Annotated in this window: 27 protein-coding genes, 1 tRNA gene and 1 pseudogene; 16 read left to right on the forward strand and 13 right to left on the reverse strand. The window is 64.3% G+C overall.

Going from position 1 to position 23,358, the window contains the following annotated elements; all coding sequences use genetic code 11:
- Window positions 1-62: 62 nt before the first annotated feature.
- Window positions 63-1,358, forward strand: a pseudogene (locus QY049_RS23750) (MFS transporter).
- A gap of 27 nt (window positions 1,359-1,385) precedes the next feature.
- Here QY049_RS23750 and QY049_RS23755 read toward each other — a convergent pair.
- The gene (locus QY049_RS23755; protein WP_258764479.1) at window positions 1,386-2,051 is read right to left on the reverse strand and encodes a glutathione S-transferase family protein; all 666 of its coding nucleotides are present in this window, start codon (window positions 2,049-2,051) and stop codon (window positions 1,386-1,388) included.
- Between the two features lie 148 nt (window positions 2,052-2,199).
- Here QY049_RS23755 and QY049_RS23760 point away from each other — a divergent pair, with 148 nt between their 5' ends.
- The 4 genes from QY049_RS23760 to panE all read left to right on the forward strand — a co-directional run bounded on the left by QY049_RS23760 (window position 2,200) and on the right by panE (window position 5,933).
- A complete protein-coding gene (locus tag QY049_RS23760) occupies window positions 2,200-2,796 on the forward strand; it encodes a DUF2239 family protein (protein WP_258764478.1) in 597 nt (198 codons plus the stop codon).
- An 89-nt stretch (window positions 2,797-2,885) separates the two neighbouring features.
- Window positions 2,886-4,220 carry an MATE family efflux transporter gene (locus tag QY049_RS23765; RefSeq protein ID WP_258764477.1) on the forward strand — a complete coding sequence of 445 codons (1,335 nt, stop codon included), beginning with the start codon at window positions 2,886-2,888 and terminating at the stop codon, window positions 4,218-4,220.
- Window positions 4,221-4,310: 90 nt separating this feature from the next.
- Window positions 4,311-4,919 (forward strand): 2-hydroxychromene-2-carboxylate isomerase, encoded by a 609-nt coding sequence (locus QY049_RS23770; protein ID WP_258764476.1) that lies wholly within the window; start codon window positions 4,311-4,313, stop codon window positions 4,917-4,919.
- 90 nt (window positions 4,920-5,009) lie between these two features.
- A complete protein-coding gene (gene panE / locus QY049_RS23775) occupies window positions 5,010-5,933 on the forward strand; it encodes a 2-dehydropantoate 2-reductase (RefSeq protein WP_258764475.1) in 924 nt (307 codons plus the stop codon).
- A gap of 79 nt (window positions 5,934-6,012) precedes the next feature.
- Here panE and QY049_RS23780 read toward each other — a convergent pair whose 3' ends face one another.
- From QY049_RS23780 to QY049_RS23795, 4 genes are all read right to left on the reverse strand, one after another.
- Window positions 6,013-6,606: a cytochrome c gene (locus QY049_RS23780; protein ID WP_258764474.1), complete on the reverse strand. Its 594-nt coding sequence runs from the start codon at window positions 6,604-6,606 to the stop codon at window positions 6,013-6,015.
- A gap of 195 nt (window positions 6,607-6,801) precedes the next feature.
- Window positions 6,802-8,076: a sorbosone dehydrogenase family protein gene (locus QY049_RS23785; RefSeq protein ID WP_194478828.1), complete on the reverse strand. Its 1,275-nt coding sequence runs from the start codon at window positions 8,074-8,076 to the stop codon at window positions 6,802-6,804.
- A 381-nt stretch (window positions 8,077-8,457) separates the two neighbouring features.
- Window positions 8,458-9,444, reverse strand: a complete 987-nt coding sequence (locus QY049_RS23790) for an NAD(P)-dependent oxidoreductase (protein ID WP_258764473.1) — start codon at window positions 9,442-9,444, stop codon at window positions 8,458-8,460.
- Between the two features lie 76 nt (window positions 9,445-9,520).
- A tRNA-Gly gene (locus QY049_RS23795) sits at window positions 9,521-9,595 on the reverse strand.
- Between the two features lie 274 nt (window positions 9,596-9,869).
- Between QY049_RS23795 and trxA the strand changes: the two genes are divergently transcribed.
- A complete protein-coding gene (gene trxA, locus QY049_RS23800; RefSeq protein WP_194478826.1) occupies window positions 9,870-10,790 on the forward strand; it encodes a thioredoxin in 921 nt (306 codons plus the stop codon).
- Window positions 10,791-10,820: 30 nt separating this feature from the next.
- Window positions 10,821-11,498 (forward strand): LON peptidase substrate-binding domain-containing protein, encoded by a 678-nt coding sequence (locus QY049_RS23805; RefSeq protein WP_258764472.1) that lies wholly within the window; start codon window positions 10,821-10,823, stop codon window positions 11,496-11,498.
- Between the two features lie 83 nt (window positions 11,499-11,581).
- Here the strand turns inward: QY049_RS23805 and QY049_RS23810 are convergent, their stop codons facing one another.
- The 6 genes from QY049_RS23810 to QY049_RS23835 all read right to left on the reverse strand — a co-directional run bounded on the left by QY049_RS23810 (window position 11,582) and on the right by QY049_RS23835 (window position 15,162).
- Entirely contained in the window at window positions 11,582-12,160 is a 579-nt protein-coding gene (locus QY049_RS23810; protein ID WP_258764471.1) for a cytochrome b/b6 domain-containing protein, read from the reverse strand.
- Window positions 12,161-12,193: 33 nt separating this feature from the next.
- Complete coding sequence (locus QY049_RS23815; protein ID WP_194478823.1) at window positions 12,194-12,472, reverse strand: PepSY domain-containing protein; 279 nt, start codon at window positions 12,470-12,472, stop codon at window positions 12,194-12,196.
- Window positions 12,473-12,681: 209 nt separating this feature from the next.
- Window positions 12,682-13,494, reverse strand: a complete 813-nt coding sequence (locus QY049_RS23820; RefSeq protein WP_194478822.1) for an SDR family oxidoreductase — start codon at window positions 13,492-13,494, stop codon at window positions 12,682-12,684.
- 3 nt (window positions 13,495-13,497) lie between these two features.
- Entirely contained in the window at window positions 13,498-13,983 is a 486-nt protein-coding gene (locus tag QY049_RS23825) for a PaaI family thioesterase (protein ID WP_367401199.1), read from the reverse strand.
- A complete protein-coding gene (locus QY049_RS23830) occupies window positions 13,968-14,771 on the reverse strand; it encodes a crotonase/enoyl-CoA hydratase family protein (protein WP_258764469.1) in 804 nt (267 codons plus the stop codon). The genes QY049_RS23825 and QY049_RS23830 overlap by 16 nt, the downstream gene beginning before the upstream one ends.
- Window positions 14,772-14,811: 40 nt before the next feature.
- A complete protein-coding gene (locus QY049_RS23835; protein WP_258764468.1) occupies window positions 14,812-15,162 on the reverse strand; it encodes a hypothetical protein in 351 nt (116 codons plus the stop codon).
- A gap of 91 nt (window positions 15,163-15,253) precedes the next feature.
- On the opposite strand from QY049_RS23835, the gene QY049_RS23840 reads away from it, so the two are divergent.
- On the forward strand, window positions 15,254-15,784 hold the full coding sequence (locus QY049_RS23840; RefSeq protein WP_301269971.1) for a TetR/AcrR family transcriptional regulator: 531 nt from the start codon (window positions 15,254-15,256) through the stop codon (window positions 15,782-15,784).
- A 56-nt stretch (window positions 15,785-15,840) separates the two neighbouring features.
- Window positions 15,841-16,038 carry a Trm112 family protein gene (locus QY049_RS23845; protein WP_194478817.1) on the forward strand — a complete coding sequence of 66 codons (198 nt, stop codon included), beginning with the start codon at window positions 15,841-15,843 and terminating at the stop codon, window positions 16,036-16,038.
- Between the two features lie 61 nt (window positions 16,039-16,099).
- Here QY049_RS23845 and QY049_RS23850 read toward each other — a convergent pair whose 3' ends face one another.
- Window positions 16,100-17,317, reverse strand: coding sequence for a ubiquinone biosynthesis hydroxylase (locus tag QY049_RS23850; protein ID WP_194478816.1), 1,218 nt, complete (start codon window positions 17,315-17,317; stop codon window positions 16,100-16,102).
- Between the two features lie 140 nt (window positions 17,318-17,457).
- Between QY049_RS23850 and tesB the strand changes: the two genes are divergently transcribed.
- On the forward strand, window positions 17,458-18,321 hold the full coding sequence (gene tesB / locus QY049_RS23855; RefSeq protein WP_194482551.1) for an acyl-CoA thioesterase II: 864 nt from the start codon (window positions 17,458-17,460) through the stop codon (window positions 18,319-18,321).
- 46 nt (window positions 18,322-18,367) lie between these two features.
- On the opposite strand, the gene QY049_RS23860 is transcribed toward tesB, so the two are convergent.
- Window positions 18,368-19,258 carry a DUF4339 domain-containing protein gene (locus tag QY049_RS23860; RefSeq protein WP_301269972.1) on the reverse strand — a complete coding sequence of 297 codons (891 nt, stop codon included), beginning with the start codon at window positions 19,256-19,258 and terminating at the stop codon, window positions 18,368-18,370.
- A gap of 245 nt (window positions 19,259-19,503) precedes the next feature.
- Here QY049_RS23860 and QY049_RS23865 point away from each other — a divergent pair, with 245 nt between their 5' ends.
- The 6 genes from QY049_RS23865 to QY049_RS23890 all read left to right on the forward strand — a co-directional run bounded on the left by QY049_RS23865 (window position 19,504) and on the right by QY049_RS23890 (window position 23,355).
- Window positions 19,504-19,842 (forward strand): P-II family nitrogen regulator, encoded by a 339-nt coding sequence (locus QY049_RS23865; protein ID WP_028176997.1) that lies wholly within the window; start codon window positions 19,504-19,506, stop codon window positions 19,840-19,842.
- Between the two features lie 80 nt (window positions 19,843-19,922).
- Window positions 19,923-21,224, forward strand: a complete 1,302-nt coding sequence (locus QY049_RS23870; protein WP_258764465.1) for an ammonium transporter — start codon at window positions 19,923-19,925, stop codon at window positions 21,222-21,224.
- A gap of 56 nt (window positions 21,225-21,280) precedes the next feature.
- Window positions 21,281-21,595 (forward strand): helix-turn-helix transcriptional regulator, encoded by a 315-nt coding sequence (locus QY049_RS23875; RefSeq protein WP_194478813.1) that lies wholly within the window; start codon window positions 21,281-21,283, stop codon window positions 21,593-21,595.
- Window positions 21,592-21,948, forward strand: coding sequence for an SRPBCC domain-containing protein (locus tag QY049_RS23880; RefSeq protein ID WP_258764464.1), 357 nt, complete (start codon window positions 21,592-21,594; stop codon window positions 21,946-21,948). The genes QY049_RS23875 and QY049_RS23880 overlap by 4 nt, the downstream gene beginning before the upstream one ends.
- Before the next feature lie 42 nt (window positions 21,949-21,990).
- Window positions 21,991-22,593 (forward strand): ATP-dependent Clp protease proteolytic subunit, encoded by a 603-nt coding sequence (locus QY049_RS23885; protein WP_258764463.1) that lies wholly within the window; start codon window positions 21,991-21,993, stop codon window positions 22,591-22,593.
- A 423-nt stretch (window positions 22,594-23,016) separates the two neighbouring features.
- A complete protein-coding gene (locus QY049_RS23890; protein WP_027535364.1) occupies window positions 23,017-23,355 on the forward strand; it encodes a P-II family nitrogen regulator in 339 nt (112 codons plus the stop codon).
- The last annotated feature ends 3 nt before the right edge of the window (window positions 23,356-23,358 follow it).

Genomic DNA, 23,358 nt, shown 5'->3' on the forward strand with positions numbered 1-23,358 from the left:
TTGCGCCGGCCTCCGTGCGTGCTACCACCGCCCGACCAAAAGATTTTGCCGGGGAAACGCACATGACCACAGCCGATCCGCTCCAGCGCATCGAGCGCGCCGAGATCGACGACACCAGCCTTCTCGCCTTCTACCGCGACATGAATGCGGCCGAGCGCCGAACCTTCTGGGCCTGCGCGGCGGGCTGGGCGCTCGACGGCATGGACTTCATGATCTACCCGCTGGTGATCGGCACCATCATCGCGCTGTGGAAGGTCGACGCGGCCTCGGCAGGCCTTGCCGGCACGGTGACGCTGCTCGCGTCCGCCATCGGCGGCTGGCTCGGCGGCTACCTCTCCGACCACATCGGCCGGGTCAGGACGCTCCAGATCACCATCATCTGGTTCTCGTTCTTCTAGCTGGTCTGCGCCGTCGTGCAGAATTTCGAACAGCTTCTGATCGCGCGCGCCGTGCTCGGTCTCGGCTTCGGCGGCGAGTGGGCCGCAGGTGCCGTGCTGATGGGCGAGGCGATCCGGCCGCAATATCGTGGACGCGCAGTTGGCTCGGTGCAGTCGGGCTGGGCGGTCGGCTGGGGCCTTGCGGTGCTGTCGCAGGCGATCCTGTTCTCGTCGATGCCGGCGGAAACGGCGTGGCGCTGGATGTTCGTGATCGGCGCGCTGCCGGCGCTGCTGGTGTTCTACATCCGCCGCTCCGTCACCGAGCCGGAGATCGCCGCCGAAGCGCGCGCGAAGCACGCCGCGAGCGGAGATCGTCCGGCGCTCTGGGAGATTTTTTCGGGCCCGATCCTGAAAACCACGATCCTTGCGTCACTGGCGGCGACGGGTTGCCAGGGTGGCTACTATGCCATCACCTTCTGGGTGCCGCAGTTCCTGACCAAGGAGCGGCATCTGTCGATCGTCGGCTCGACCGGCTATCTCTCGACGCTGATCGTCGGCTCCTTCATCGGCTATCTTACCGGCGCCTGGCTTGCCGACCGGATCGGGCGGCGCAACCTGTTCCTGATCTTCTCGATCGGCGCGATGGCCGTGGTGTTGCTCTACACGCAGCTGCCGCTCAACAACGAGATCCTGTGGGTGCTGGGCTTCCCGCTCGGCTTCTTCGCCTCGGGCTATTTCTCCGGGGTCGGCGCGTTCCTGACCGAGCTCTATCCGACGCGGCTGCGCGGCTCGGGCCAGGGCTTTTGCTATAATTTCGGCCGCGGCATCGGTGCGCTGTTTCCGTTCCTCGTCGGGGCGCTGTCGGCGTCGACCTCGCTGGCCAATGCGATCGCGATCTTCGCAGTCGCCGCCTACGCCCTGTTCTTCATCGCTGCCTTCGCGCTGCCCGAGACGCGCGGACGCATACTGCACGCAGACTGAAGCATGATATTGGGGCGGTGAGGAAGCTTACCGCCCCACCTGGTACGGCCCGCCTTTTTCCAGCGCGCGCGCATAGGCCGGCCGCGCATGGATGCGATCGAGGAACGCCATCGCCTTGGGATGGCCCTGCTCGAGCCCGCCGCGCGCTTGCGCTGCTTCCAGCGGGAAGCTCATCTGGATATCGGCCGCGGTGAACTCGTTGCCGGCGAACCACTCGCTCTTGCCGAGCTCGCCTTCCCAATAATCCATGTGCTGCTTGAGCTGCGGATTGACCAGCGCAGTGAGCGCCTGGTTCGAGACCTTGCGCACCAGCGGACGAAGCAGCGCCGGGGCGCGCTTCGGCATCAGCGTGAACAGCAGCTTTAGCAGCAGCGGCGACATCGCAGAACCTTCCGCGTAGTGCAGCCAATAAGTGAAGCGCAGCCGCTCCGGCGTATCGGGCGGCGGGATCAGCCGGCCGTTGCCGTAGGTCGCGATCAGATATTCGATGATCGCACCCGACTCGGCGATGGTGTTGCCGTTGTCGGTGATGACGGGCGATTTGCCGAGCGGATGAATCGCACGCAGCTCCTTTGGTGCGCGCATGTCGGGCTGGCGCTGATAGCGCACGATCTCGTAGGGCACGCCCAGTTCCTCGAGCAGCCACAGCACCCGCTGCGAACGCGAGTTGTTGAGGTGGTGGACGGTCAGCATCGCGAGATCCCCAGGAGTAGGCATGGTCGGTCGGTCGCGTACCTGCCAGCCCGGCAGCGCAATGTCGAGCCACCCTGATGAATATTTTCATCCGGGTATATTGACCGCGGCTATTTACCCGGGTATTAAAGGCGTCAATGTCGTCAATATGGCAATGATTTCAATGCAGAGGATTTTCACCGCCTTCCAGGGACAGCATCGCCTGGTGTCCGGGCCGGCTGGCGAGGTCGCGCTGGTCGTCAAGCGTGTGGCGGCACGGCCGGACGAGCCGATCATCATCTTCGAGGACGCCACCGGCCGATCGATCGACTTCGATCTGCGCGGCGGCGATCGCGAGGTGCTGGCGCGCCTGGCGAAGCTGATCCCGCCACCGGTCGAGGAGGCCACTCCACCAACTGAACCGCGCGGACGCGGCCGGCCAAAGCTCGGCGTGGTCGCGCGCGAGGTGACGCTGCTGCCGCGGCATTGGGAGTGGCTCAACGCCCAGCCCGGCGGCGCCTCGGTCGCGCTGCGAAAGCTCGTCGACGAGGCCAGGCGCGCAAGCGGCGACAGGGATCGCGAGCGGCAGGCGCGCGATGCGGCCTATCACTTCATGTCGACCATGGCCGGCAATCTCGCGCAGTTCGAGGAAGCCTCGCGCGCGCTGTTTGCGGATGACCGGCGGCGCTTCACCGGACTGATTGCCGACTGGCCGGCCGACATCCGCGATCACATCGTCAAGCTCGCCTACAGCGACCGCGCTTAAGAGCGCGATCTCCAACAACCCCATCAACGGCCACGCCGCGTCTGCATCGCGCGGCAACGGCTTTGCTCGCTCCGATGAAAGGCAAACCCATGTCCGCTCCGAAGCCGCTCTGGCGAACTTTTCTGCGCTTCCTCACACCGCTCATGCTGAGCAACGCGCTGCAGTCGCTGTTCGGCACCGTCAGCAATGTCTATCTCGGCCAGATGATCGGCGTGGACGCACTCGCTGCGGTCTCGACCTTCTTTCCGGTGTTCTTCTTCCTGTTCGCCTTCGTCATGGGATTGAGCACCGGCGCCACCGTGCTGATCGGCCAGGCCTTTGGCGCGGGCAAGCACGACAGGATCAAGATCGTCGCCGGCACGACGCTCGCGGTCGGCTTGCTGCTCTCGATCTCGGTGGGATTGGTCGGGGGCCTGTTCAGCCGGCAACTGATGATGCTGCTCGCGACGCCCGCGGACATTCTCGACCAGGCGAGCCGTTACGCGCGCATCATGCTGCTGACGATGCCGCTCGGCTTCGTCTTCCTGCTGACGACGGCGATGATCAGAGGCGTCGGCGATACAGTGACGCCGTTGCTGGCTCTGGCATTGTCGACGGCGATCGGCCTGATCCTGACGCCAATGCTGATCCTTGGTACCGTCGGCATCACCAGCCCCGCCTGGGCCGCCGCAATCGCCAACACGGTAACGCTGATCGTGCTGGCGGCCTATCTGCTGCGGAAGCAGCACGCGCTCGCGCCGGACGTCGCGCTGCTGCGCCATGTGCGGCTCAATCGCGCGGTGATCGGACAGATCCTCGGCATCGGTTTGCCGAGCGCGGTCGGCATGGTCGTGATGGCGATTGCCGAGCTGGTATTGCTTGGTCTCGTCAACGGCTTCGGCTCCGACGCCACCGCGGCTTACGGTGCGGTCAACCAGGTGATGGGCTACACGCAGTTCACGGCGATGTCGATTTCGATTGCGGTCTCGATCCTCGGCGCGCAGGCAGTCGGCGGCGGCGACCGGGCGCGCCTCGACGGCATTGTTCGCACGGGCCTGGCGCTCAACCTCGTGCTGACCGGCGGGTTGGTGGCGTTGATCTATCTCGCACCACGCGCCGTTCTGGGCATCTTCATCACCGACCGCGCCGTGCTCGATCTGGCGAAAGGATTGCTCTTCGTCGCCTTGTGGAGCTCGGTGCCGTTCGGCCTTGCGACGACGTTCTCCGGCGCGATGCGGGCCGCCGGCGTCGCAATGACACCGATGTTGCTGTCGATCTTCGCGATTCTCGCGATCGAGCTGCCGTCGGCGGTGATCCTCAGCCGCACGATCGGCCTCAGCGGCGTGTGGGCCGCCTATCCGATCGTATTCTGCGCCATGTTCGTTTTGCAGATGGGCTATTACCTTCTGGTGTGGCGCAAGCGGGCGATCAAGCGCCTGGTCTGATCGTCAAGATATTATGACCATCATTAAACGGTGGACCTGCGCCGCGCGCTGCGCCACAATGACTCGAAAGCGACATCAGGGAGAACGAACTTGACCCGCACAGCCCCGCAATTCCTGTTCGATTTCGGCAGCCCGAATGCCTATCTGAGCCACCTGGCGATCCCGGCGATCGAGCAGCGCATCGGCGTCAAGTTCGAATATGTGCCGATCCTGCTCGGCGGTATCTTCAAGTCGACAAACAACAAGTCGCCGGCGGAGACGCTGGCCGGCATCAAGAACAAGCGCGAATTCCAGCAGGTCGAGACCGAACGCTTTCTCAAGCGCTTCAAGGTCCAGCCTTACGTGTTCAATCCCAACTTCCCCGTCAACACGCTGAACCTGATGCGCATGGCAATCGCGGCGCAAGCCGAGGGCGTGTTCGAGAAATATGTCGATGCCGCCTTCCATCATATGTGGCGCGAGCCGAAGAAAATGGACGATCCTGAAGTCGCCGCAAAAGCGCTGGCGTCCTCGGGGCTCGACGCCCAGAAGCTGTTCGCGCGCGCCCAGGAGCCCGACGTGAAGGCCAAGCTGATCAAGAACACCGAGGAGGCGGTCGCACGCGGCGCCTTCGGCTCGCCGACCTTCTTCGTCGGCAACGAGATGTTCTTCGGCAAGGAGCAGCTGCGTGAGGTCGAGGAGATGGTGCTGGAGAAGTGATTCCTGCATCTCCCGGAAAGCTAGTAGTCTCGTCGAGGTCGTCCTGGCTTTAGCCAGGACGACGAAAGAAGCAACAACAAGGACCTCCCCATGCGTATCCTCGTGGTCGGCGCCGGCGCCATCGGCGGCTATTTTGGTGGCAGGCTGTTGCAGGCTGGCCGCGACGTGACCTTCCTGGTCCGCCCCAAGCGCGCCAGCGAGCTCGCCAAAGACGGCCTCGTCCTCAAGAGCCCGAATGGCGACGTGACCTTGAAGAATCCGCCGACCGTGCAGGCCGACGCGATCAAGGACCAGTTCGACGTCGTGCTGCTGAGCTGCAAGGCATTCGACCTCGACGACGCCATCAAGTCGTTTGCGCCGGCGGTCGGGCCGAACACTGCGATCATCCCGATGCTCAATGGCATGAAGCATCTCGACACGCTCGACCAGAGGTTCGGCAAGGAGCGCGTGCTCGGCGGCCTCTGCGCCATCGCTGCCACCCTCAACGAGAAGCGCGAGGTGGTGCAGCTACAGCCGATGCAGTCGATCAATTATGGCGAGCGCGACGGCACGATGTCGGACCGCGTCAAGGCGATCGACGAGGCCTTCAAGAGCGGCATTGTCGGCGCCACCGCCAGCCAGAACATCATGCAGGACATGTGGGAGAAGTGGGTGTTCCTCTCCTCGCTTGCGGCCTCCACCAGCCTGATGCGCACGTCCGTCGGCAACATCCTCGCCGCGCCCGGTGGCCGGGACTTCCTGCTCGGCATGCTGGACGAGACCAGCGCGATCGCGACCGCGTCGGGCTACCCGCCGGGTGGACCGTTCTTCGAGCGCGTCAAGGGCAACCTCACCACCGAGGGCTCACCGATGACGGCCTCGATGTTCCGCGACATCAAGGCCGGCTTCCCGGTCGAGGCCGATCACGTGATCGGCGACCTCATCGTGCGCGCCGATGCCGCCAAGGTGCCGGTGCCGAAGCTGCGCATCGCGTATACGCATCTCAAGGCGTATGAGAAGCAACGGGCGGGGTAGGGCCTCTCACTCGATCGTCATCCCGGATCTACGCTTGGCTTGTCCGGGACGACAGTAGGGTTTGCGGCTCCGTACAGCGCTATTTGAAATACGCCAGATAGTGGGCGACGGCGGTGATTTCCTCGTCGCTCATGTGATAGGCGACATCGGCCATTGCGGCGACGCCGCCGCCGACGCGCTGGCTGCTTTTGTAGTCGTGCAGCGCTTTCACCAAATATTCCTCGCGCTGCCCTGCGAGTCGCGCGACGGCCTTGGTGCCGGCAAAGCTATCGGTATGGCACGAGGCGCAGCGGCGGCCGACGGCCACTTGCGCACCCTTTTTCGACAGGTCCGGATCCCGGTCCTCGGCTGGTTTCGGCGGCGTCATGGCCGCGAAATAGGCGCCGAGGCTGCGGACGTCCTCGTTGGGGATTTGCTCGGCAATCGGCTGCATCTGCTCGTTCTTGCGCGAGCCGGCGCGGAAGAACACGAGCTGCCATTGCAGGAATTGATCGGGCTGGCCTGCCAACGAGGGGATGTTTTCGGTCTGCGAGATCCCGTTCTCGCCGTGACAGCCGGAGCACACGGCCGCCTTCTCCTGGAGGGCGGCGTTGTCGGCGGCATCTGCCGGAAGAAAGCCGAGCGTGACGAGCGCCATCGCGCTGATTGCGTGCGAGATGAATTGCCGGCGCATCGTGAGGATTCCGATCTGTCGAACGCGTCATTCCGGGGCGTGCGGAGCACGAGCCCGGAATCCATAACCCCCGCTCGTGGGCATGGGTTCCGCACTTGCACGCAGGTGGCGCGCAATCCGGAACGACAGTGAGACTTTCAAATGAACGAGGCTGCGGCCGCTTCATGGCCACCGCAGCCTCTCTGTCACGTCGCGCTACTTCTTGCTGTAGCTGATACGATAGATCGCGCCGGCCCAGTCGTCGGCGACGAGGATCGAGCCGTCCTTGGCGAGGATGATGTCGTCGGGGCGGCCGAGATAGCCCTGATCACCCTCGATCCAGCCGGAGGCGAACACCTCCTGCTTGGCGTTCTTGCCGTCGGGTCCGACGATCACGCGCATGATGCGGGCGCCCTGGTACTTGTGACGATTCCAGGAGCCGTGCTCGGCGATCAGGATGTTGTTCTTGTACTCGGCGGGGAACTGGTCGCCGGTATAGAACTTCATGCCGAGCGGAGCGACGTGAGCGCCGAGGTTCAGCACGGGCGGCGTGAACTCGGAGCATTTGTGGCCCATCGCGAACTTCGGATCGGGAAGGTCGCCCTGGTGACAGTAGGGATAGCCGAAATGCTCGCCGAGCCTGGAGATCATGTTCAGCTTGTCGCTCGGCAGATCGTCGCTGACCCAGTCACGTGCGTTCTCGGTGAACCAGTACTTGCCCGTGCGCGGATCGACGTCGCCGCCGACCGAGTTGCGAACGCCGAGCGCGTAGATCTCGGCGTTGCCGGTCTTGGGATCGACGCGCCGGATCTGCGAGACGCTGGTCGGCGGAATGCCGATGTTGAAGGGCGGTCCGAACGGAATGTAGAACCAGCCTTCCTTGTCGACGGCGATGTACTTCCAGCCATGCGCGGCATAGGACGGCATGTCGTCATAGACGACCTTGCCCTGGCCGGGATTGTCGAGCTTGTTCTCGATGTCGTCGTAGCGGATCAGCTTGTCGACCGCGATGACGTAGAGCGCACCATCCTTGACGGCCAGACCCGTGGGCATGTTCAGCCCCTTGAGGATGGTCTTGACCTCTTTCTTCCCGCCATTGTCCTTGATGGCATAGACGTTGCCGAGGCCGAACGAGCCGACGAACAGCGTGCCCTTGTCGCCCCAGGCCATCTGCCGCGCGGCCAGCACGCCGGAGGCGTAGACCTCCATCTTGAAGCCCGCCGGAAGCTTCACCTTCTTGATGATGTTGGCGAGCTCGGCGTCGGAGGCGCCGGTCGGCGGGCCCGAGGGCGGAGCGAGGCCCTTCTGCGCTTCGGTCTCGTCGCCGAGGAACCAGTCATCCGGCGGATGGGTCCAGAATTCCTTGGTGCCGGATTCGTACTTCTTCAGGGCACGGTTCTTGTCCTGCTGTTGCGCGCTGACTGCACTTGTCCCGGCAAGAAGGGCAACCGCTGCAAGCGCCAACACGGACCGATGGATCATCGATTTCATCGCGTCACTCCCCTAAGGCAGCCGTCAGGGCTGCACGTTCTTTGTTTTGCTCTGTGAGTAGGCGAAGTTCGGAGTCTGCCGAGGTGGCAGACGCAAAAAGGTTAGCACATCTGCGAGCGGTGAAAAGCGCGTCGCATGCGCCGTGATTGCGCTCCGTAAAAATTGAGACGGATCGTCTCACATCGTCGCATGCGGCGATGACAACGTCCTCGCTGCAACGCGGAATCGAGATGGCGCGCGCCTCATTTGCGAGCAGGAAAAGGAAGACCAACGCAAAACCGCGAAAACAACCCCATGCACAGTAGAACGGCGAAGGCCTGACGGAGCGCGGTGACTCGAGCCACGCGCCTGATTCATCGTGCGAATTGACAAAAGCGGCGCCTATTTGGCGACGGGGTACGGCCCATCGTCGAACCGCATGTCGTGATAGCCCTTCGCTCCCACCTCGCGCGCCAGGGCGCTGCGAAAATCGGAGCCGGCGCGAAGGCTCGCCAGCACATGGGCGAAATCGAATTCAGGATGCCATCCGAGCTCGCGCTGTGCGCGCTCATTGACATAGACGCGGTCGATCCCGGGGAAGAGCCGCCAGCCGCGCGCGGCATAGAGCTGCGCGCAATCCGGATACAGCTCGCGCAGGAGGCCGGCGGCGTCACGGGCGAGCGCGGCGAGGTGGTGTCTTCCAAACGGGCTGGTCGCCGAGACGATGTAACGGCCGAAGCCGATCTCGCCCGCGCGCGCGACGGCGAGCAGATGCGCACTGACCGCATCCGCTATATCCAGCCGTCTATAGAGCAGCTCGTTGGCCTGCGCGTTGTCGAGCGGGTAGGCTGACCGCATGGCGGGATCGTCATCATCCTCCGGAAAGAAGCGCGAGGTTCGCAACACCACGACCGGCAAGCCCCTCTCGCGAAAGAACAGCTCGCACAGATTTTCCGCCATCAGCTTTGTGGCGCCGTAGATGTTCTTCGGCACCGACGGCAGCTCCTCGGTAACCCAAACCGCCGCCTGCCCGGCTTCGGGCCGAAGCTGCGAACCGAACGCGCTGGTGGTGCTGGTGAAGACGAAGCTCGCCACGCCGGCCGCGACCGCCGCCTCGAGCAAATTGAGTGTCCCGGTGACATTGGTGTCGACGAAGGCCTGCTTGCTGTGGGTCGCCACATGCGGCTTGTGCAGCGTCGCGGTGTGGATCACGGCCGTGACGCCGTCCATCTGCGCCCGGACGAAGGTGGGATCGACGATCGAGCCCACGGCGCTGGTGAAGGGCGAAGCCTTCAGATCAACCCCGCGCGCAGGCGACGCGCGGCGCCGAAGCGTCCGCAGAATGGCCTCCCCGAGGTGGCCGGCGCTGCCGGTGACCAGAATTGTCATTGAAGACCCAAGCCAGCCGCCAGCGGCGTGGAGAACCACGGACTGACCTGATTGGGCTGGATGCTCTGGGAAAAATTGGAGCGGGCGAAGGGGCTCGAACCCTCGACCCCGACCTTGGCAAGGTCGTGCTCTACCACTGAGCTACACCCGCATCCTGTGTCGGTCGCGTGACGCGCCGGCAACGGCTGTCGTATGCCAAAAGCGGGAGGCGAATGCAACAGCTACCGGCAGCATCATCTCGCTTTCGGAGCCCCAATATGCGCTCCGAGGCGGCCAAATCGACCGAAAATGACCCGGAACCGGCGAATCGGCTGCGATGGATTGAAATTCGGCCGTCCCGGCCCAATTTTAGGGCCTGAAACGAAGCATATGTGATGGCGACGTGCTAAAGACCCGCCATTCCAGACATCAGACGAGGGGATCCCGTGACGATCATCGACCAGGGTAACGGAGCGGGCCCGGCTGCGGCCGATCTGATCAAGGACACCACCACCCAGACCTTCGTGAAGGACGTCATCGAGGAATCGAAGCGCCAGCCGGTGCTGATCGACTTCTGGGCGGAGTGGTGCGGCCCGTGCAAGCAGCTCACCCCCGTGCTGGAGAAGGCGGTCCGGGCAGCCAAGGGCAAGGTCAAGCTGGTCAAGATGAACATCGACCAGCATCCGGCGATCCCGGGCCAGATGGGCATCCAGTCGATCCCAGCCGTGATCGCCTTCGTCAACGGCCAGCCCGCCGACGGCTTCATGGGCGCGGTGCCCGAGAGCCAGCTCAACGCCTTCATCGAGAAGCTGACCAAGGGCGTCACCGCGCCAGGCGAGGTCAACGTCGCCGAGATCGTGCAGGAAGCCGATGCGGTGCTCGCCGAGGGCGACGCTGCGGCCGCCGCGCAGATCTATGCCGAAGCCCTCCAGCATGACGCCACCAACATCGCGGCGCTCGCGGGCCTCGCCAAATGCTACGCCGTCTCCGGCGCGATGGAGCAGGCCAAGCAGACGCTGGCCATGGTGCCGGAATCCAAGCGCAACGACCCCGCCGTGAAGGCGGTGCAGACCGCGATCGATCTCGCCGAGCAGGCCGAGCAACTCGGCCCCATCGCTGAACTGGAACAGAAAGTCGCCGCAAACCCGCTGGATCATCAGGCGCGGTTCGACCTCGCCACCGCGCTGAACGCGAAGGGTGATCGCACCGCCGCCACCGAGCAGTTGCTCGCGATCGTCAAGCGCGACCGCAAATGGAACGACGACGGCGCCCGCAAGCAGCTGGTGCAGTTCTTCGAGGCCTGGGGCGGCACGGATGATGCAACCGTCGAGGGTCGCAAGCGCTTGTCGACGATCCTGTTTTCGTAAGCGCGGGTCGCAAATCCACGCGGGGACCAGATGCCGATCAACATCGAATATCGCGGCCCCGCCGACCTTCCGGAAATCATTCCGGTGTTTCCGCTGCCGGGCGCCCTGCTGCTGCCACGCGGCCAGATGCCGCTCAACATCTTCGAGCCGCGCTATCTGGCGATGGTCGACGATTGCTTTCGCGACGGTCATCGCCTGATCGGCATGATCCAGCCTGACGTGGCGCATTCGCCGAAAAATTCCGACAAGCCGGCACTGTTCCGCGTCGGCTGCGTCGGCCGCATCACCCAGTTCGCCGAATCCGGCGACGGCCGCTACATCCTCGAACTGACCGGTGTTGCGCGCTTCAGGGTGCTCGAGGAGCTGGAGGTGCTGACCGCCTACCGGCAGTGCAAGGTCGATTTCTTCGCCTTCACCGACGACTTCAAGGCGCGGCTCGGCGAGGACGAGGTCAACCGCGAGGCGCTGCTGGTGGCGCTGGCGGATTTCCTGAAGGCCAACAATCTCAAGGTCGACTGGGAAGGCGTCGAGAGCGCCCCCAACGAGGCGCTGGTCAATGCTCTCGCGATGATGTCGCCCTATGGCCCGGCGGAGAAGCAGGCGATGCTGGAAGCGCCTGATCTGAAGACCCGCGCCGAGATCCTGATCGCGGTGACCGAGATGGACCTCGCCAAGAAGCGCACCAGCGGCGATCCGCCGTTGCAGTGACACAGGGACGGTGTGCTCGCTCTCCCGCTTGCTTGCGGGAGAGGTTACCCAGCCCGCCGCGCGAGCGGTGCAAACCAACTTCGCTAATGACGGCGAATGCGCTTGCGGCCGGTAATCATCGCGCGGATCAGGTTCTCGCGCTGAAGCAGGCCCATCGCCACCACGCCGACGAAATGCAGCACGACGAGGACGATGACTGCGTCCGATGCCCAAGCATGCGTGTCCTCGATCCACCAGACGCCGAAGAATGTGACTGTGACCGACAGCGCGCCGGTGATCGCCGAGACGGCGAGTGACAGCAGCAGCGCCACCAGCATCAACGTGCCGGCGGGATTGAGCCCGATATAGCGGCCGGTGATGCCGCGGCGCAGATTCCAGAGATAGGAGGGCGCGGCGCGAAGCCTGACGCCGGTCATGCGAAAGCGCGAGTAGCGGCTGCCCCGGAAGCCCCAGACCAGACGGAAGGCGAGCAGCGCGATGACGATATAACCGACGATGCGGTGAAGCCTGTCATGGACGGTCGGCGTGAACCACGCGGTCAAGACGCACGCTGCGAGAGCCCAGTGCCAGAGGCGCAACGGAAGGTCCCACACCGCGACCGTTCTATCCGCGGGGGTCCGACCGGACACCCCGCGCACGTCTAGCACCGCTTTGTCGTTCAAGACGGGACCACCCTCACACCTTGGCGCACAGCCTTACTTGGCGATCGTGTGCTTCAGGCTGAGATCTTCCGGGCTGTAGAACAGCTCGTAGAGCTTGCCTTCCTTGACGCCATAGACCTCATAGCAGGAGCCTTCGATCTTGGAGCGGCGCACCTCATAACCCGCGGCCTTGGCCTTGGCTTCGGCATCGCCCGCCGGCTTCCAAGACGCCTTGTCGAGCTTGGTGCAATCCTTGAAACCGTCGGCCATCGCCGTCGACCCCATGCCGATCCCGACCGTCAGTGCGACGGCAAGAACACGAATGACTCTCACTGATATCTCCTCTGTGTCGTGTGCGCGAAACGCGGGCCGAAGGAAGCCAGGGACGCCGTGAAGTCAATCGGGGTTCGGATCAGTGCGGCGTTAGAGATATTCTAACCGTCGCCAAAACATCAGCGCGCTCCGCGCGCAACGCGTGTTTGGCGGCGCGCTGCGGCCTTAAGCCTCACGGCCGGATTCGTCCGCGAGCGTTGCGGACTCCGCTAGGCGGCGTGGTGCGTGCCGGAATAGCGGCGTTGCAGCCATTCCGCCCATGCGAGCCGCCCACGCACGCCCCGGCTGACGACAAAGCCCATGCCGCGCGCCTTTGCCTCGGACATCGGTATCGGGAGTATTTTTCGATGCAGCCCTCGCGCATCCCGATACTGGCCGGCGAGCGCGGCGACGCCGAGGTCTTCAGGGCCGCCGATCTCCGTGCGCTCGCCAGACATCCCGTCGAAGGCGCAGGCGACGACGTGATCGGCGACATCGCTGGTATCGACGGGATTGAAGGACGTCGTCGGCATCGGCCACAGCGGAAGCCAGGCGAGGCCCGCAAGCATCTTATCGAGCAGATAGTAGAATGGCATTGCACGAACGACGGACCACGGCAGGCTGGAGGCGCGAACCAGCTTTTCCCCGGCCAGCTTGACCCGTGCATACGGCAATGTCGCGTCATCGAGACCGACGATCGACACATGCAGAAAGTGCCGGATGGATTGCTGCTCGCAGAGCGACAGCAAACGCTCCGTTCCGTCGACGTCCACCGCCGAAGGCGATTTGAAGAAATCGACCGGCCGAACGCCGCCGCGCCGCGCGATCGGCGAATGCGTCGCCGCGTTGATGACCGTGTCGACATCGTTCAAGGCGTCGAACAAGCCAGCGCCCGTGGCAAGATCGCCGATGGCCCATTCGACGTCCGGCCGCGTACCTCGGGCGCGTGCAAACAGCCGGACACGATGCCCGTCGCGAACGAGGCGATCGACGATGTCACGGCCGAGATGACCCGTGCCTCCGGTGACGAGTGTCAGCGTCATGCTTCAGCTCCCGTCAATCCTGCTCGATGGTCCGCCGGTAGGAACGAGCACGGTTTCTCCGGTTGCGACGAGGGACAGTTGGTCCTGCTCATCGGCCGCCAGCAGCTCGGCACGCGCGAACACTTGCCGGCGTCCGGCGCGCACCGTCGTCCCCCTGGCGATGAAATGACGGCCGATCGCCGGCCTGAGACAGTTCATCGCGAAATGCGATGCAGTAACCGGGCCGACCAGCGTCGCGGCGGCAAAGCCGCAAGCGGTGTCGAGAAGGGCTGCGATCATGCCGGCGTGGAGGTGTCCGGAATATTGGGCGAAATCGTCGTGCCATGTCATTCGGATCGTTGCTTCGCCACGACCGGCCGCAGCGACATCAAACTCCGCCTTGCGATTGAAGGCGGCAGACGAATTGACTGCCCGGAGAGCTTGGAGATCAAACCCTTGGACACCGAAGCTTTGGACACCGAAGCTTTGGGCGCTCATGCCTGGCTCCATCGCGGTGCGCGGTTTTCGAGATTGCTGCGCACGGCCTCGACGTGATTGGGAGTGCCGAGCAGTGCGGCCTGCTCGGCGGTCTCGGCGGCAAGACCGGTGGCGACGTCCGAGGTCGCGGCGAGATTGAGCAGACGCTTGGCGGCGCGAACGGCGTCCGGGCTGCGGCCGGCGATCTCGCGTGCGACCTCCAATGCCGCCGATACTGGATCGTCGGCCAGTCCCGTCGCGAATCCATAGGCCAGCGCTTCGCCCGCCGAGAACACGCGGCCGGTATAGGTCAGCTCGCGCACGACATCCTCGCGTGCGAGGTGACGCATCAATTGGGTGCCGGCCATGTCGGGCACCAGACCCCATCCGGCCTCGATGACGCCAAGCTTCGTCGCCGGCGCCAGATAGCGAAGGTCCGCACCGAGCGCGAGCTGGAAGCCGCCGCCGAGGGCGACGCCATGGACCGCGGCGATGACGGGTACCGGCAGCTCGCGCCAGAGCCAGACCAGATGCTGCGCGTAGTTTGCCATGTCGTGGCTTCGCTGCGTCAGGTCGACGGACGGGATCAGGGATTCGCCTCGCGTCGTCGCGAGAAGCCGATCCAGATCGAGGCCGGCGCAGAACGCCCGCCCCTCACCGGACAGAACGACGGCGCGGACATCCTTGCGTGGACCGAGCTCCGTGCCGGCTGCAATGAGGGCTTCGAACATCGCGGGGTCGAGGGCATTCATCTTGTCCGGGCGATTGAGCCGGACATGGGCCACGTCATCCACGATGGTCAGCCGAACACGATCTTCCATGGCGTCACTCCGCTTGAATGCGTGGCTGCCGTTGCGACGATCAGTAGCCTGCGATCGCCATCACCACGACCACGCTCAGCGCCATCCAGCCGAAGTGGCGACCGCGCGTCGCCCATGCATTGGCGCAGGCGGAGAGGCCGAACACGCAAGCCATGATGATGACGATCCAGTGGCGTGCGAGCGCCGACTCCATCCAGGGCGTGACGACCAGCAACACGCCGCAGCCAATCCAGGCGACGGTCGAGGCCTGCCAGACCAGGCGGATCAGGGTGCGGAGCCGTTCGGGCTCGATGGTGGCGCGGGGAAAGACCTTGGTCTCGCCGAGGATGCCATGGATCAACGCCACGATGACGGCTCCGACGCCGGCGCACTGCAGCAAGAGATCACGCATCATCACCTCCATACATCTGTGTATGGTGAAATAGGCGCTGGCGCGCCGGCTGTCAATACACTAGTGTATGGTCGGGATTTCGGAACCCGACATGACCGAACAGCTCTCCGCCGACGACTGGATCAGCCAGGGCATCAAGGCGCTCACCAAAAGCGGCTTCACCGCGCTGAAGGCCGATCCCCTGGCAAAGGCCATGGGTGTCTCGCGCGGCAGTTTTTACTGGCATTTCGCCGATCTCGGCGCGTTCCACGCGGCGATACTGAAACGCTGGCGCGAGATCGCGGCCGAAGAGATCATCGCGGGTGTCGAGGCCGACAGCGACGAGCCGCTGAAGGCGCTGCTGCGCCGAACCTTTGGCGCCCGGCTCGAGCTGGAGCGCGCAGTGCGCAACTGGGCGGCGTTCGATCCGGCGGCGCAGGCGGCGGTCCGCGCCATCGACCGCCGCCGGCTCGACTATATCGAGGCGCTGCTGGAACGACGCGGGCTCTCCGAAGCCGCCGCGCAGGCGCGTGCGCAGGTCCTGTACTGGACGTTTCTCGGCTTCGCACTCTCGGCCGCGCCGGTGCCGGCCGCGCGGCTCCAGGGCCTGCTCGACGAGATCCAGAAGATGGTCTCGGGCTGAGATGATGGGCGACCGCGAATTTCTGTGTTAGAGGCAGGCGAATGCCGGAGACCCCCATGAACGCGCCGACCGAACGTGCCGAAAACAGCGTCGATCCCAAACTGCTGGAGATCCTGGTCTGCCCGCTGACCAAGGGTCCGCTGGAATTCGATTCGGCCAAGCAGGAGCTGATTTCGCGCAGCGCCAAGCTCGCTTATCCGATCCGCGACGGCATCCCGATCATGCTGCCGGAAGAGGCAAGGAAGATCGATTGAGGGAAGCTGTCGTCCCGGCGAAGGCCGGGACAACGAGCGGAGTTTGCAGCGGCGCCTTTTGCTACAGCGCCTCGCCCTTCAACAGCCGCGGAATCTCGCCGGTCAGTCCCGCGGCCTGGCGGATGAAGAGGTTCTTCAGCGGCGGGGTGCGGTCGACGATGCCGAGTCCGATGTCGCGCAACGAGCGCAGCAGGGTCGACTCGTTCGAGAACAGGAAGTTCAGCGAGTTGGTGGCGACGCCCATCGCCATGGTGTCGAAGCGGCGCCAGCGCTGGTAGCGCTCGAGCACGTCGGCACCGCCAATATCCATGCCGAGCCGCGCGGCATCGACCACGACCTCAGCCAGTGCGGCGACGTCCTTCAGCCCCATGTTGAGGCCCTGGCCCGCGATCGGGTGGATGACGTGCGCGGAATCGCCGACCAGCGCAAGGCGCTCGGCGACGAAGGAGCGCGCCACGAAATAGGACAGCGGGAACGCGCGCGGCTTGTCGAGCGCCTTGATCTCGCCGAGATGCAGACCGAAACGCTGCTCGAGCTCGGCGTGGAATTCTACGTCGCTGAGCGCAATGATGCGCGCGGCCTCGGCTCGGCGCTCGGTCCACACCAGCGACGAACGCTTGCCGGTCAGCGGCAAAATCGCGAACGGCCCCGCGGGCAGAAAGTGCTCTTCGGCACGGCCCTCGTGATCGCGCTCATGACCGACGGTGACGACGATGCCGGATTGATCGTATTCCCAGCCGTGGGTGGCGATGCCGGCCCGCTCGCGCAGTTTCGACCGCGCGCCATCGGCAGCGACCAGCAGGCTTGCAGCAATCCTGCTCCCGTCGCCGAGCGTCACCTCAACGCCGTCCGCACTTGCGTCGTAGGACGCAACGACAGTTGCGCGCAGATCGATGCCGGCTGCTTCGGCGCGGACCACCAGCGCATCGATCAGGCGGCGGTTCTCGACCATATGCGCAAAGGGCTCGCCGGGCGCGACATCGCCGGCGAAATTCAGGAACGCCGGACGCGTGGCGTCCTCGAGCTTCGAATCCGTGACGACCATGTCGAGGATCGGCTGCGCCTCGGCGCTGACGTCGTCCCAGGCGCCGAGCGCTTCGAACAGCCGGCGGCAGGCCGCGACGATCGCGGTCGCACGGGGATCGCGGCTCGGCCGCGAGCTGAGCGCCGGATCGGCGACGATGACGGGAATCTCGGGGCCGAGCCCCTGGCGCAGCGCCAAAGCGAGCGCGAGGCCCGCAAACGCGCCGCCGCCAATGACTATGCTGCTCTGTGACATACGAAATTTCCCGGCCAGTTCTCGGGTCTTGCTAGCAGACTTGAGGTGGGCGAAACAGTGCGGTGAAACAAGGGCGGAACGCCCCCATTGTGTCATTCCGGAGCAGCGCAGCTGGAATGACGATGCGAAAGCTGGATTCCATGTCCAAAAGCCTGATCGACCTGATTTCGATCCTCGACCTCGAACAGCTCGAGGTGAATTTGTTCCGCGGCAACAGCCCGAAGACGAGCTGGCAGCGGGTGTTCGGCGGCCAGGTGATCGGACAGGCGATGGTGGCGGCCTGCCGCACCGTCGAAGGCCGGCTGCCGCATTCGCTGCATTGCTATTTCATCCTGCCGGGCGATCCGCAGATCCCGATCATCTACCAGGTCGAGCGTCTGCGCGACGGCAAGAGCTATTCGACGCGCCGCGTCACCGCGATCCAGCACGGCAATGCGATCTTCTCGATCATGGTGTCGTTCCATGCAGAGGAAGAGAGCGCGTTCGACCACCAGGACAAGATGCCCGACGTGCCGCCGCCGGAAAAACTGACCGCGGAGGAGGTGGCGAAGCAGCCGATGTTCCGCGAGATGCCCGATTTCATCCGCCGCTACTACGAATCCGACCGGCCGATCGAACTGCGCCCGGTCGAGCTCGGCCGCTATTTCGGCCAGAAGATCGAGGACGGCCGCATCCATGTCTGGATCAAGACGGCAGCGACGCTGCCCGACGATCCGGCGCTGCACATGTGCGCGCTGGCCTATGCGTCGGACTTCTCGCTGCTGGATGCGATCATGGCACGCTATGGCCGCACGCTGTTCGACAAGCGCATGATGCCGGCGAGCCTCGACCACGCGATGTGGTTTCACCGCCCGTTCCGCGCCGACGAATGGCTGCTCTACGCACAGGATTCGCCGAGCGCGCGAGGCGGCCGCGGCCTGACGCGCGGCTCGATCTTCAAGCCCGACGGCACGCTGGTCGCCTCCGTCGCGCAGGAAGGCTCCGTGCGCGAGCGGCGGAGCTGATAACCTCGAGCGCGAATTCAGCGCGCTCGAGGTGCTCTGATCGTGCTTACATCGAACGGCGCGGTACGAGCTCGGTCTGCGATGCGAACCAGTTCATGATCCAGCGATAGACCCACGGAATCGGGATGATGAGGCTGCTCAGGATCGCAGCCACGATTCCGCGCCAGAGAATCCCGAGGCCGCTGCCCTTGAAGACGATCTCCCGGCGCGTGCCCTCGATGTTGCGATACATCCAGCGCAGCTGGGCGGCGGCGACCCAGGCCCATCCGATGATGGTGATCATGGACACCGCGAACAGCAGATTCCAGCCGATATAGCCCCAGATCGAGCCGGTGAAGCTGAGGCCGAGCCCCTGCCCGTTGGAGGCGATGTTGGCGACCATCCACTTGATCAGCATCCAGTAGAGCACGATCTCGACGATGAAGAGCACGAAGTTCAGCACCTGGACGCCGCTATAGCCGACGACGACGGCCAGAACGAAGAAGCCGAGGAACCAGGGCACGACCGTCATCGCGGTGCCGGTGAAGGAGAGGTTCGGCCGCCCCGGCACCGTCACGCAGGACACGATCCATTTCGTGTACCAGACGAACAGCCACGGGATCGGGATGATGAAGCACGAGCCGATCAGGAGCGCGAGCGTTCGCCAGGTGAAGTCGATGATGCCGAAATCGATCGACAGCGATCCGCCGGCAGCGCTGCCGCTGCCTGCATAGCCCCCGCCGCCCATCATCGGCGGGCCTCCGGCAGGAACGATCGGCGGCGCGCCGCCACCCGACATGAGACCTGGAATTTCGGCGGCCTTCTGCCAGCCGGCCATGCCCTCGGACCACACCAGCGTATCGGGGTGCACGATCCCTTGCGCGATCAGATCGCGGAATTGCCCTTCCGGATAGGGCCCCTGCTGCTTGCCCTCGGATGCGTAGAACCAACTCGCCATGAAACGCCCCCCAAAATACTTATGTACCGTTCGGCAGGCGCGGGTTCACCGCATCCATGCCAAAAACGCATTGTGAGGGATGAAACATTGCCCTGTACAGAGGCGGCCGTTCACATGACCGACCTCCGGCAAACGTTTTTCCGCTTCAATCTGCAAGTTTTTTGTGCCATTTGCCCGGAAAGATGCCAGATTGACGCGGCGCCGGGGACATGCGGCGCCGCGCATCCCGGGGAATAGGCCTGACCATGAAACTTGTCGTCGCGATCATCAAACCCTTCAAGCTCGATGAGGTCCGCCAGGCCCTGACGGCGATCGGCGTCCACGGCATGACGGTGACCGAGGTGAAGGGTTATGGCCGCCAGAAGGGTCACACCGAGATCTATCGTGGCGCGGAATATGTCGTGAACTTCCTGCCCAAGCTGCGGATCGAGATCGCAGTCGCCTCCGACGTCGCCGACAAGGCCGTGAGCGTGATCACCGCGACCGCCCGCACCGGGCAGATCGGCGACGGCAAGATCTTCGTCACGCCGATCGATCACGCGCTGCGCATCCGCACCGGCGAAACCGACAGCGATGCACTCTGAAATTTGAATAAGCCTTTTTCGATCGCACCGGGCAACGACGCCAAAGCGTGCGACGCCACTACGATGCCGGGGGAAATGACATGGCGGGATTGTTGCGCCGCGTAACCGCTATGGCTGCGCCGCTCGGATTGTTGTCGATCATGGTCTCGCCTGCGCACGCCGCGGCCTCGGAGATCAACACCGCCGACACCGCCTGGATGATCGTCGCCACCGCGCTGGTGCTGATGATGACGATCCCCGGCCTTGCGCTGTTCTATTCCGGCATGGTGCGCAAGAAGAACGTGCTCGCGACCATGGCGCAGAGTCTTGCCGCGGTGACGATCATCTCCATCCTCTGGGTCGCGTTCGGCTACTCGCTGTGCTTCGTCGGCGACGGCCCCTGGCTCGGCTCGCTCGACCGCTGGTTCCTCGCCGGCATGACCATGGACAGCGTCAACCCGGCCGCCAAGACGATTCCGGAAGCGCTGTTCATGCTCTACCAGATGACGTTTGCGATCATCACGGTGGCGCTGGTCGCGGGCTCGGTCGCGGACCGGATGCGGTTCTCCGCCTATCTCCTGTTCTCGGTCGCCTGGTTCATCTTCGTCTACATTCCGCTGGCGCATTGGGTGTGGGGTGGCGGCTTTCTCAACAGCATGGGCGTAATGGATTTCGCCGGCGGCCTCGTCGTGCATCTGTCGGCCGGCACCGGCGGCCTCGTCGCCGCGAAGGTGATGGGACGCCGCCACGGCTACGGCACCGAAAATCTGTCGCCGTTCGATCTTTCGCTCGCGGTGATGGGCACCGGCCTGTTGTGGGTCGGCTGGTTCGGCTTCAACGGCGGCTCGGCGGGCGCGGCCAATTCGCGCGCGGTGATGGCGATCATCGCGACGCATCTGGCGGCCTGCTCGGGCGCACTGACCTGGGGCGCGATCGAATGGTCGACGCGGCGCAAGCCCTCCGTGCTCGGCATGATCTCGGGCGCAGTGGCGGGCCTCGGCACCATCACGCCGGCCTCGGGCTTCGTCGCGCCGTGGCACGGCATCGTCATCGGCATCGCCGCAGGCGCCATCTGCTACTGGGCCTGCACCTGGCTGAAGCACCGCTTCAACTATGACGACTCGCTCGACGTGTTCGGCGTCCACGGCATCGGCGGGCTGACCGGCACGCTGCTCGCCGGCGTGTTCGCGACCAGCGCGATCGGCGGCACGGCCGGTCTGCTCGAGGGCCATCCGCAGCAATTGCTGATCCAGCTCTATGGTGTCGCCGTCACCTTCGTCTGGTCGGCGGGCGTGAGCTTCATCCTGCTCAAGCTGGTCGGGCTGTTCGTGCCGTTGCGCGTCTCGCGCGAGCACGAGCTCGAAGGGCTCGATATCTCGCAGCACGGCGAAGCGCTGCAGTGATCGGGACTTGTCAGTAGGGGCTTGCGCAACACATAAGCACGTGCTTATGTGTTGCCATGATCGAAGCCGACATCTTCAAGGCGCTGGCCGATCCGACACGGCGCAAGGTCTTTGAGAAACTCGCTGGCGGAAGCCTGAATGCCAGCGCCTTGCGCGACGGATTGGAGATCAGCCAACCGGCGATGTCGCAGCATCTTTCGGTGCTGCGCGCGGCAGGCCTCGTGCGCGAGCAGCGGCAGGGCCGCTTTGTGAATTACGAAGTCGACCCCGACGGAATCCTCGCCATCGGGGCATGGCTTGCGCGCTACCGCGCCTACTGGCCGAAGCGCATGAACGCACTCGCTGACCTCCTGAAGGATATGGATCAATGAGCGACACCGCAAAGCCCGATCGCCCCGATGCAAAGCTGGTGCTCGAATTCGATTTCGATGCTCCGCCGACAAAGGTCTGGCGCGCCGTGACCATTCCTGAATTGCGCGAACGATGGCTGCCGGATTGCGACCTCGCAGGCGCCGAGCCTGAAACATCGATCCCTGGCGAAGAGGTGCGCTACCGACTGCGCGAATCCGAACCGCCGTTTCGCGAGAGCCACGTCATCTTCCGGATCGAGCCGAACGTGTCAGGCGGCACCCGCTTTCGCATCATCCAGCAAGCCTGCGAGATCGGCGTGAAACCGCCGCAGCCGGCCAACAGCAATTGCTGCCTGATGCGCGCGGCGGCCTGACACCACCAAGACTACATTCACCTGCAGACATGGAGGTCACCGATGCGCGACATGCTTCAGCTCGTCCCTATGGTCGTCGAACAATCCGCGCGCGGCGAACGATCCTTCGACATCTACTCGCGACTGCTGCGCGAGCGCATCATCTTCCTCAACGGCGAAGTCAATGATGCGATGTCGGGCCTCGTCTGCGCGCAGCTCTTGTTCCTGGAAGCAGAGAATCCGAACAGGCCGATCAATCTCTACATCAACTCCTATGGCGGCGTGGTCACCTCCGGGCTCGCGATGTACGACACCATGCAGTTCATCAAGGCGCCGGTTCATACGCTGTGCATGGGCACCGCGCGCTCGATGGGCTCGTTCCTGCTGATGGCCGGCGAGCCCGGCCACCGCGCCGCCTTGCCCAATGCTAGCCTTCACGTGCATCAGCCGCTGGGCGGCTTCCAGGGCCAGGCTTCCGACATCCTGATCCATGCCAACGAGATGCAGGAAACCAAGCGGCGCATCATCCGCCTCTATGCGCAGCATTGCGGCCGGACCGAAGAGGAAGTCGAACGGACCCTGGACCGCGACCACTTCATGACCGCGCAGCAGGGGGTCGAATGGGGGCTGGTCGACCGGGTTTTTGCAGTGCGCGACGCCGCCTGAAGGTGCGATAGCGGCCAAGCTGGATACCATAGGGGCAGCTCGGCCGCTTGGCCCCGACCACGGCTTTCAGCGTATCCCGTGAGCAGAGGGCGCGCGGTCCCGACCTGTCTCAAGCTATCACCTTATCAAGATACCTTTTGACTGCCCGGCGCGTGAGCAACATTGTGTCGGTAGCCTGTCGTGCCGTTATTTTAATCAGACGTGACCATGGATTGAGCGCGACGTAATAGCGCACTGCACCGCAACACCCATCGAACGCGAAAACACCCGTTTTCATAGTCCGTTAGGCAACGCGCCCGATCTGGCACGGCATTTGATTCTAAGGGTCCCGGCTGTGCCCGCGTAGTGAACTTCTCCCTCGTGGCGAACCAGTCGAGAAACGCCCGGCCACGTCCGGACCGGGCCCAAGCGGGGATAGGACCCATGAAAATTGTTATGGCGATTATCAAGCCATTCAAGCTGGAAGAAGTCCGTGACGCCCTGACCGCCATTGGCGTTCACGGTCTCACGGTGACGGAAGTCAAGGGATATGGCCGGCAGAAAGGCCACACGGAAATCTACCGCGGCGCCGAATATGCGGTGAGCTTCCTGCCCAAGATCAAGATCGAAGTCGCTGTCGCCTCCGAGCAGGTCGACAAGACCATCGACGCCATCACGTCGGCTGCGAAAACTGGACAGATCGGCGACGGCAAGATCTTCGTCATCAACCTCGACCATGCGGTTCGCATCCGCACCGGCGAGGCCGACGCCGCGGCCCTTTGATTT

It is taken from the genome of Bradyrhizobium sp. WYCCWR 13022 (assembly GCF_030435535.1).
Taxonomy (GTDB): domain Bacteria; phylum Pseudomonadota; class Alphaproteobacteria; order Rhizobiales; family Xanthobacteraceae; genus Bradyrhizobium.

Bases quoted from the DNA above. Each gene is read 5' to 3' on its own strand.
- QY049_RS23755 (WP_258764479.1), bottom strand. From the start codon at position 2,051: ATGCTGACCGTCCACCACCTCAACAACTCGCGTTCGCAGCGGGTGCTG.
- QY049_RS23760 (WP_258764478.1), top strand. From the start codon at position 2,200: ATGGCAATGATTTCAATGCAGAGGATTTTCACCGCCTTCCAGGGACAG.
- QY049_RS23765 (WP_258764477.1), top strand. From the start codon at position 2,886: ATGTCCGCTCCGAAGCCGCTCTGGCGAACTTTTCTGCGCTTCCTCACA.
- panE (WP_258764475.1), top strand. From the start codon at position 5,010: ATGCGTATCCTCGTGGTCGGCGCCGGCGCCATCGGCGGCTATTTTGGT.
- QY049_RS23780 (WP_258764474.1), bottom strand. From the start codon at position 6,606: ATGCGCCGGCAATTCATCTCGCACGCAATCAGCGCGATGGCGCTCGTC.
- QY049_RS23785 (WP_194478828.1), bottom strand. From the start codon at position 8,076: ATGAAATCGATGATCCATCGGTCCGTGTTGGCGCTTGCAGCGGTTGCC.
- QY049_RS23790 (WP_258764473.1), bottom strand. From the start codon at position 9,444: ATGACAATTCTGGTCACCGGCAGCGCCGGCCACCTCGGGGAGGCCATT.
- QY049_RS23805 (WP_258764472.1), top strand. From the start codon at position 10,821: ATGCCGATCAACATCGAATATCGCGGCCCCGCCGACCTTCCGGAAATC.
- QY049_RS23820 (WP_194478822.1), bottom strand. From the start codon at position 13,494: ATGACGCTGACACTCGTCACCGGAGGCACGGGTCATCTCGGCCGTGAC.
- QY049_RS23825 (WP_367401199.1), bottom strand. From the start codon at position 13,983: ATGGAGCCAGGCATGAGCGCCCAAAGCTTCGGTGTCCAAAGCTTCGGT.
- QY049_RS23830 (WP_258764469.1), bottom strand. From the start codon at position 14,771: ATGGAAGATCGTGTTCGGCTGACCATCGTGGATGACGTGGCCCATGTC.
- QY049_RS23835 (WP_258764468.1), bottom strand. From the start codon at position 15,162: ATGCGTGATCTCTTGCTGCAGTGCGCCGGCGTCGGAGCCGTCATCGTG.
- QY049_RS23840 (WP_301269971.1), top strand. From the start codon at position 15,254: ATGACCGAACAGCTCTCCGCCGACGACTGGATCAGCCAGGGCATCAAG.
- QY049_RS23845 (WP_194478817.1), top strand. From the start codon at position 15,841: ATGAACGCGCCGACCGAACGTGCCGAAAACAGCGTCGATCCCAAACTG.
- QY049_RS23850 (WP_194478816.1), bottom strand. From the start codon at position 17,317: ATGTCACAGAGCAGCATAGTCATTGGCGGCGGCGCGTTTGCGGGCCTC.
- tesB (WP_194482551.1), top strand. From the start codon at position 17,458: ATGTCCAAAAGCCTGATCGACCTGATTTCGATCCTCGACCTCGAACAG.
- QY049_RS23860 (WP_301269972.1), bottom strand. From the start codon at position 19,258: ATGGCGAGTTGGTTCTACGCATCCGAGGGCAAGCAGCAGGGGCCCTAT.
- QY049_RS23865 (WP_028176997.1), top strand. From the start codon at position 19,504: ATGAAACTTGTCGTCGCGATCATCAAACCCTTCAAGCTCGATGAGGTC.
- QY049_RS23870 (WP_258764465.1), top strand. From the start codon at position 19,923: ATGGCGGGATTGTTGCGCCGCGTAACCGCTATGGCTGCGCCGCTCGGA.
- QY049_RS23875 (WP_194478813.1), top strand. From the start codon at position 21,281: ATGATCGAAGCCGACATCTTCAAGGCGCTGGCCGATCCGACACGGCGC.
- QY049_RS23880 (WP_258764464.1), top strand. From the start codon at position 21,592: ATGAGCGACACCGCAAAGCCCGATCGCCCCGATGCAAAGCTGGTGCTC.
- QY049_RS23885 (WP_258764463.1), top strand. From the start codon at position 21,991: ATGCGCGACATGCTTCAGCTCGTCCCTATGGTCGTCGAACAATCCGCG.
- QY049_RS23890 (WP_027535364.1), top strand. From the start codon at position 23,017: ATGAAAATTGTTATGGCGATTATCAAGCCATTCAAGCTGGAAGAAGTC.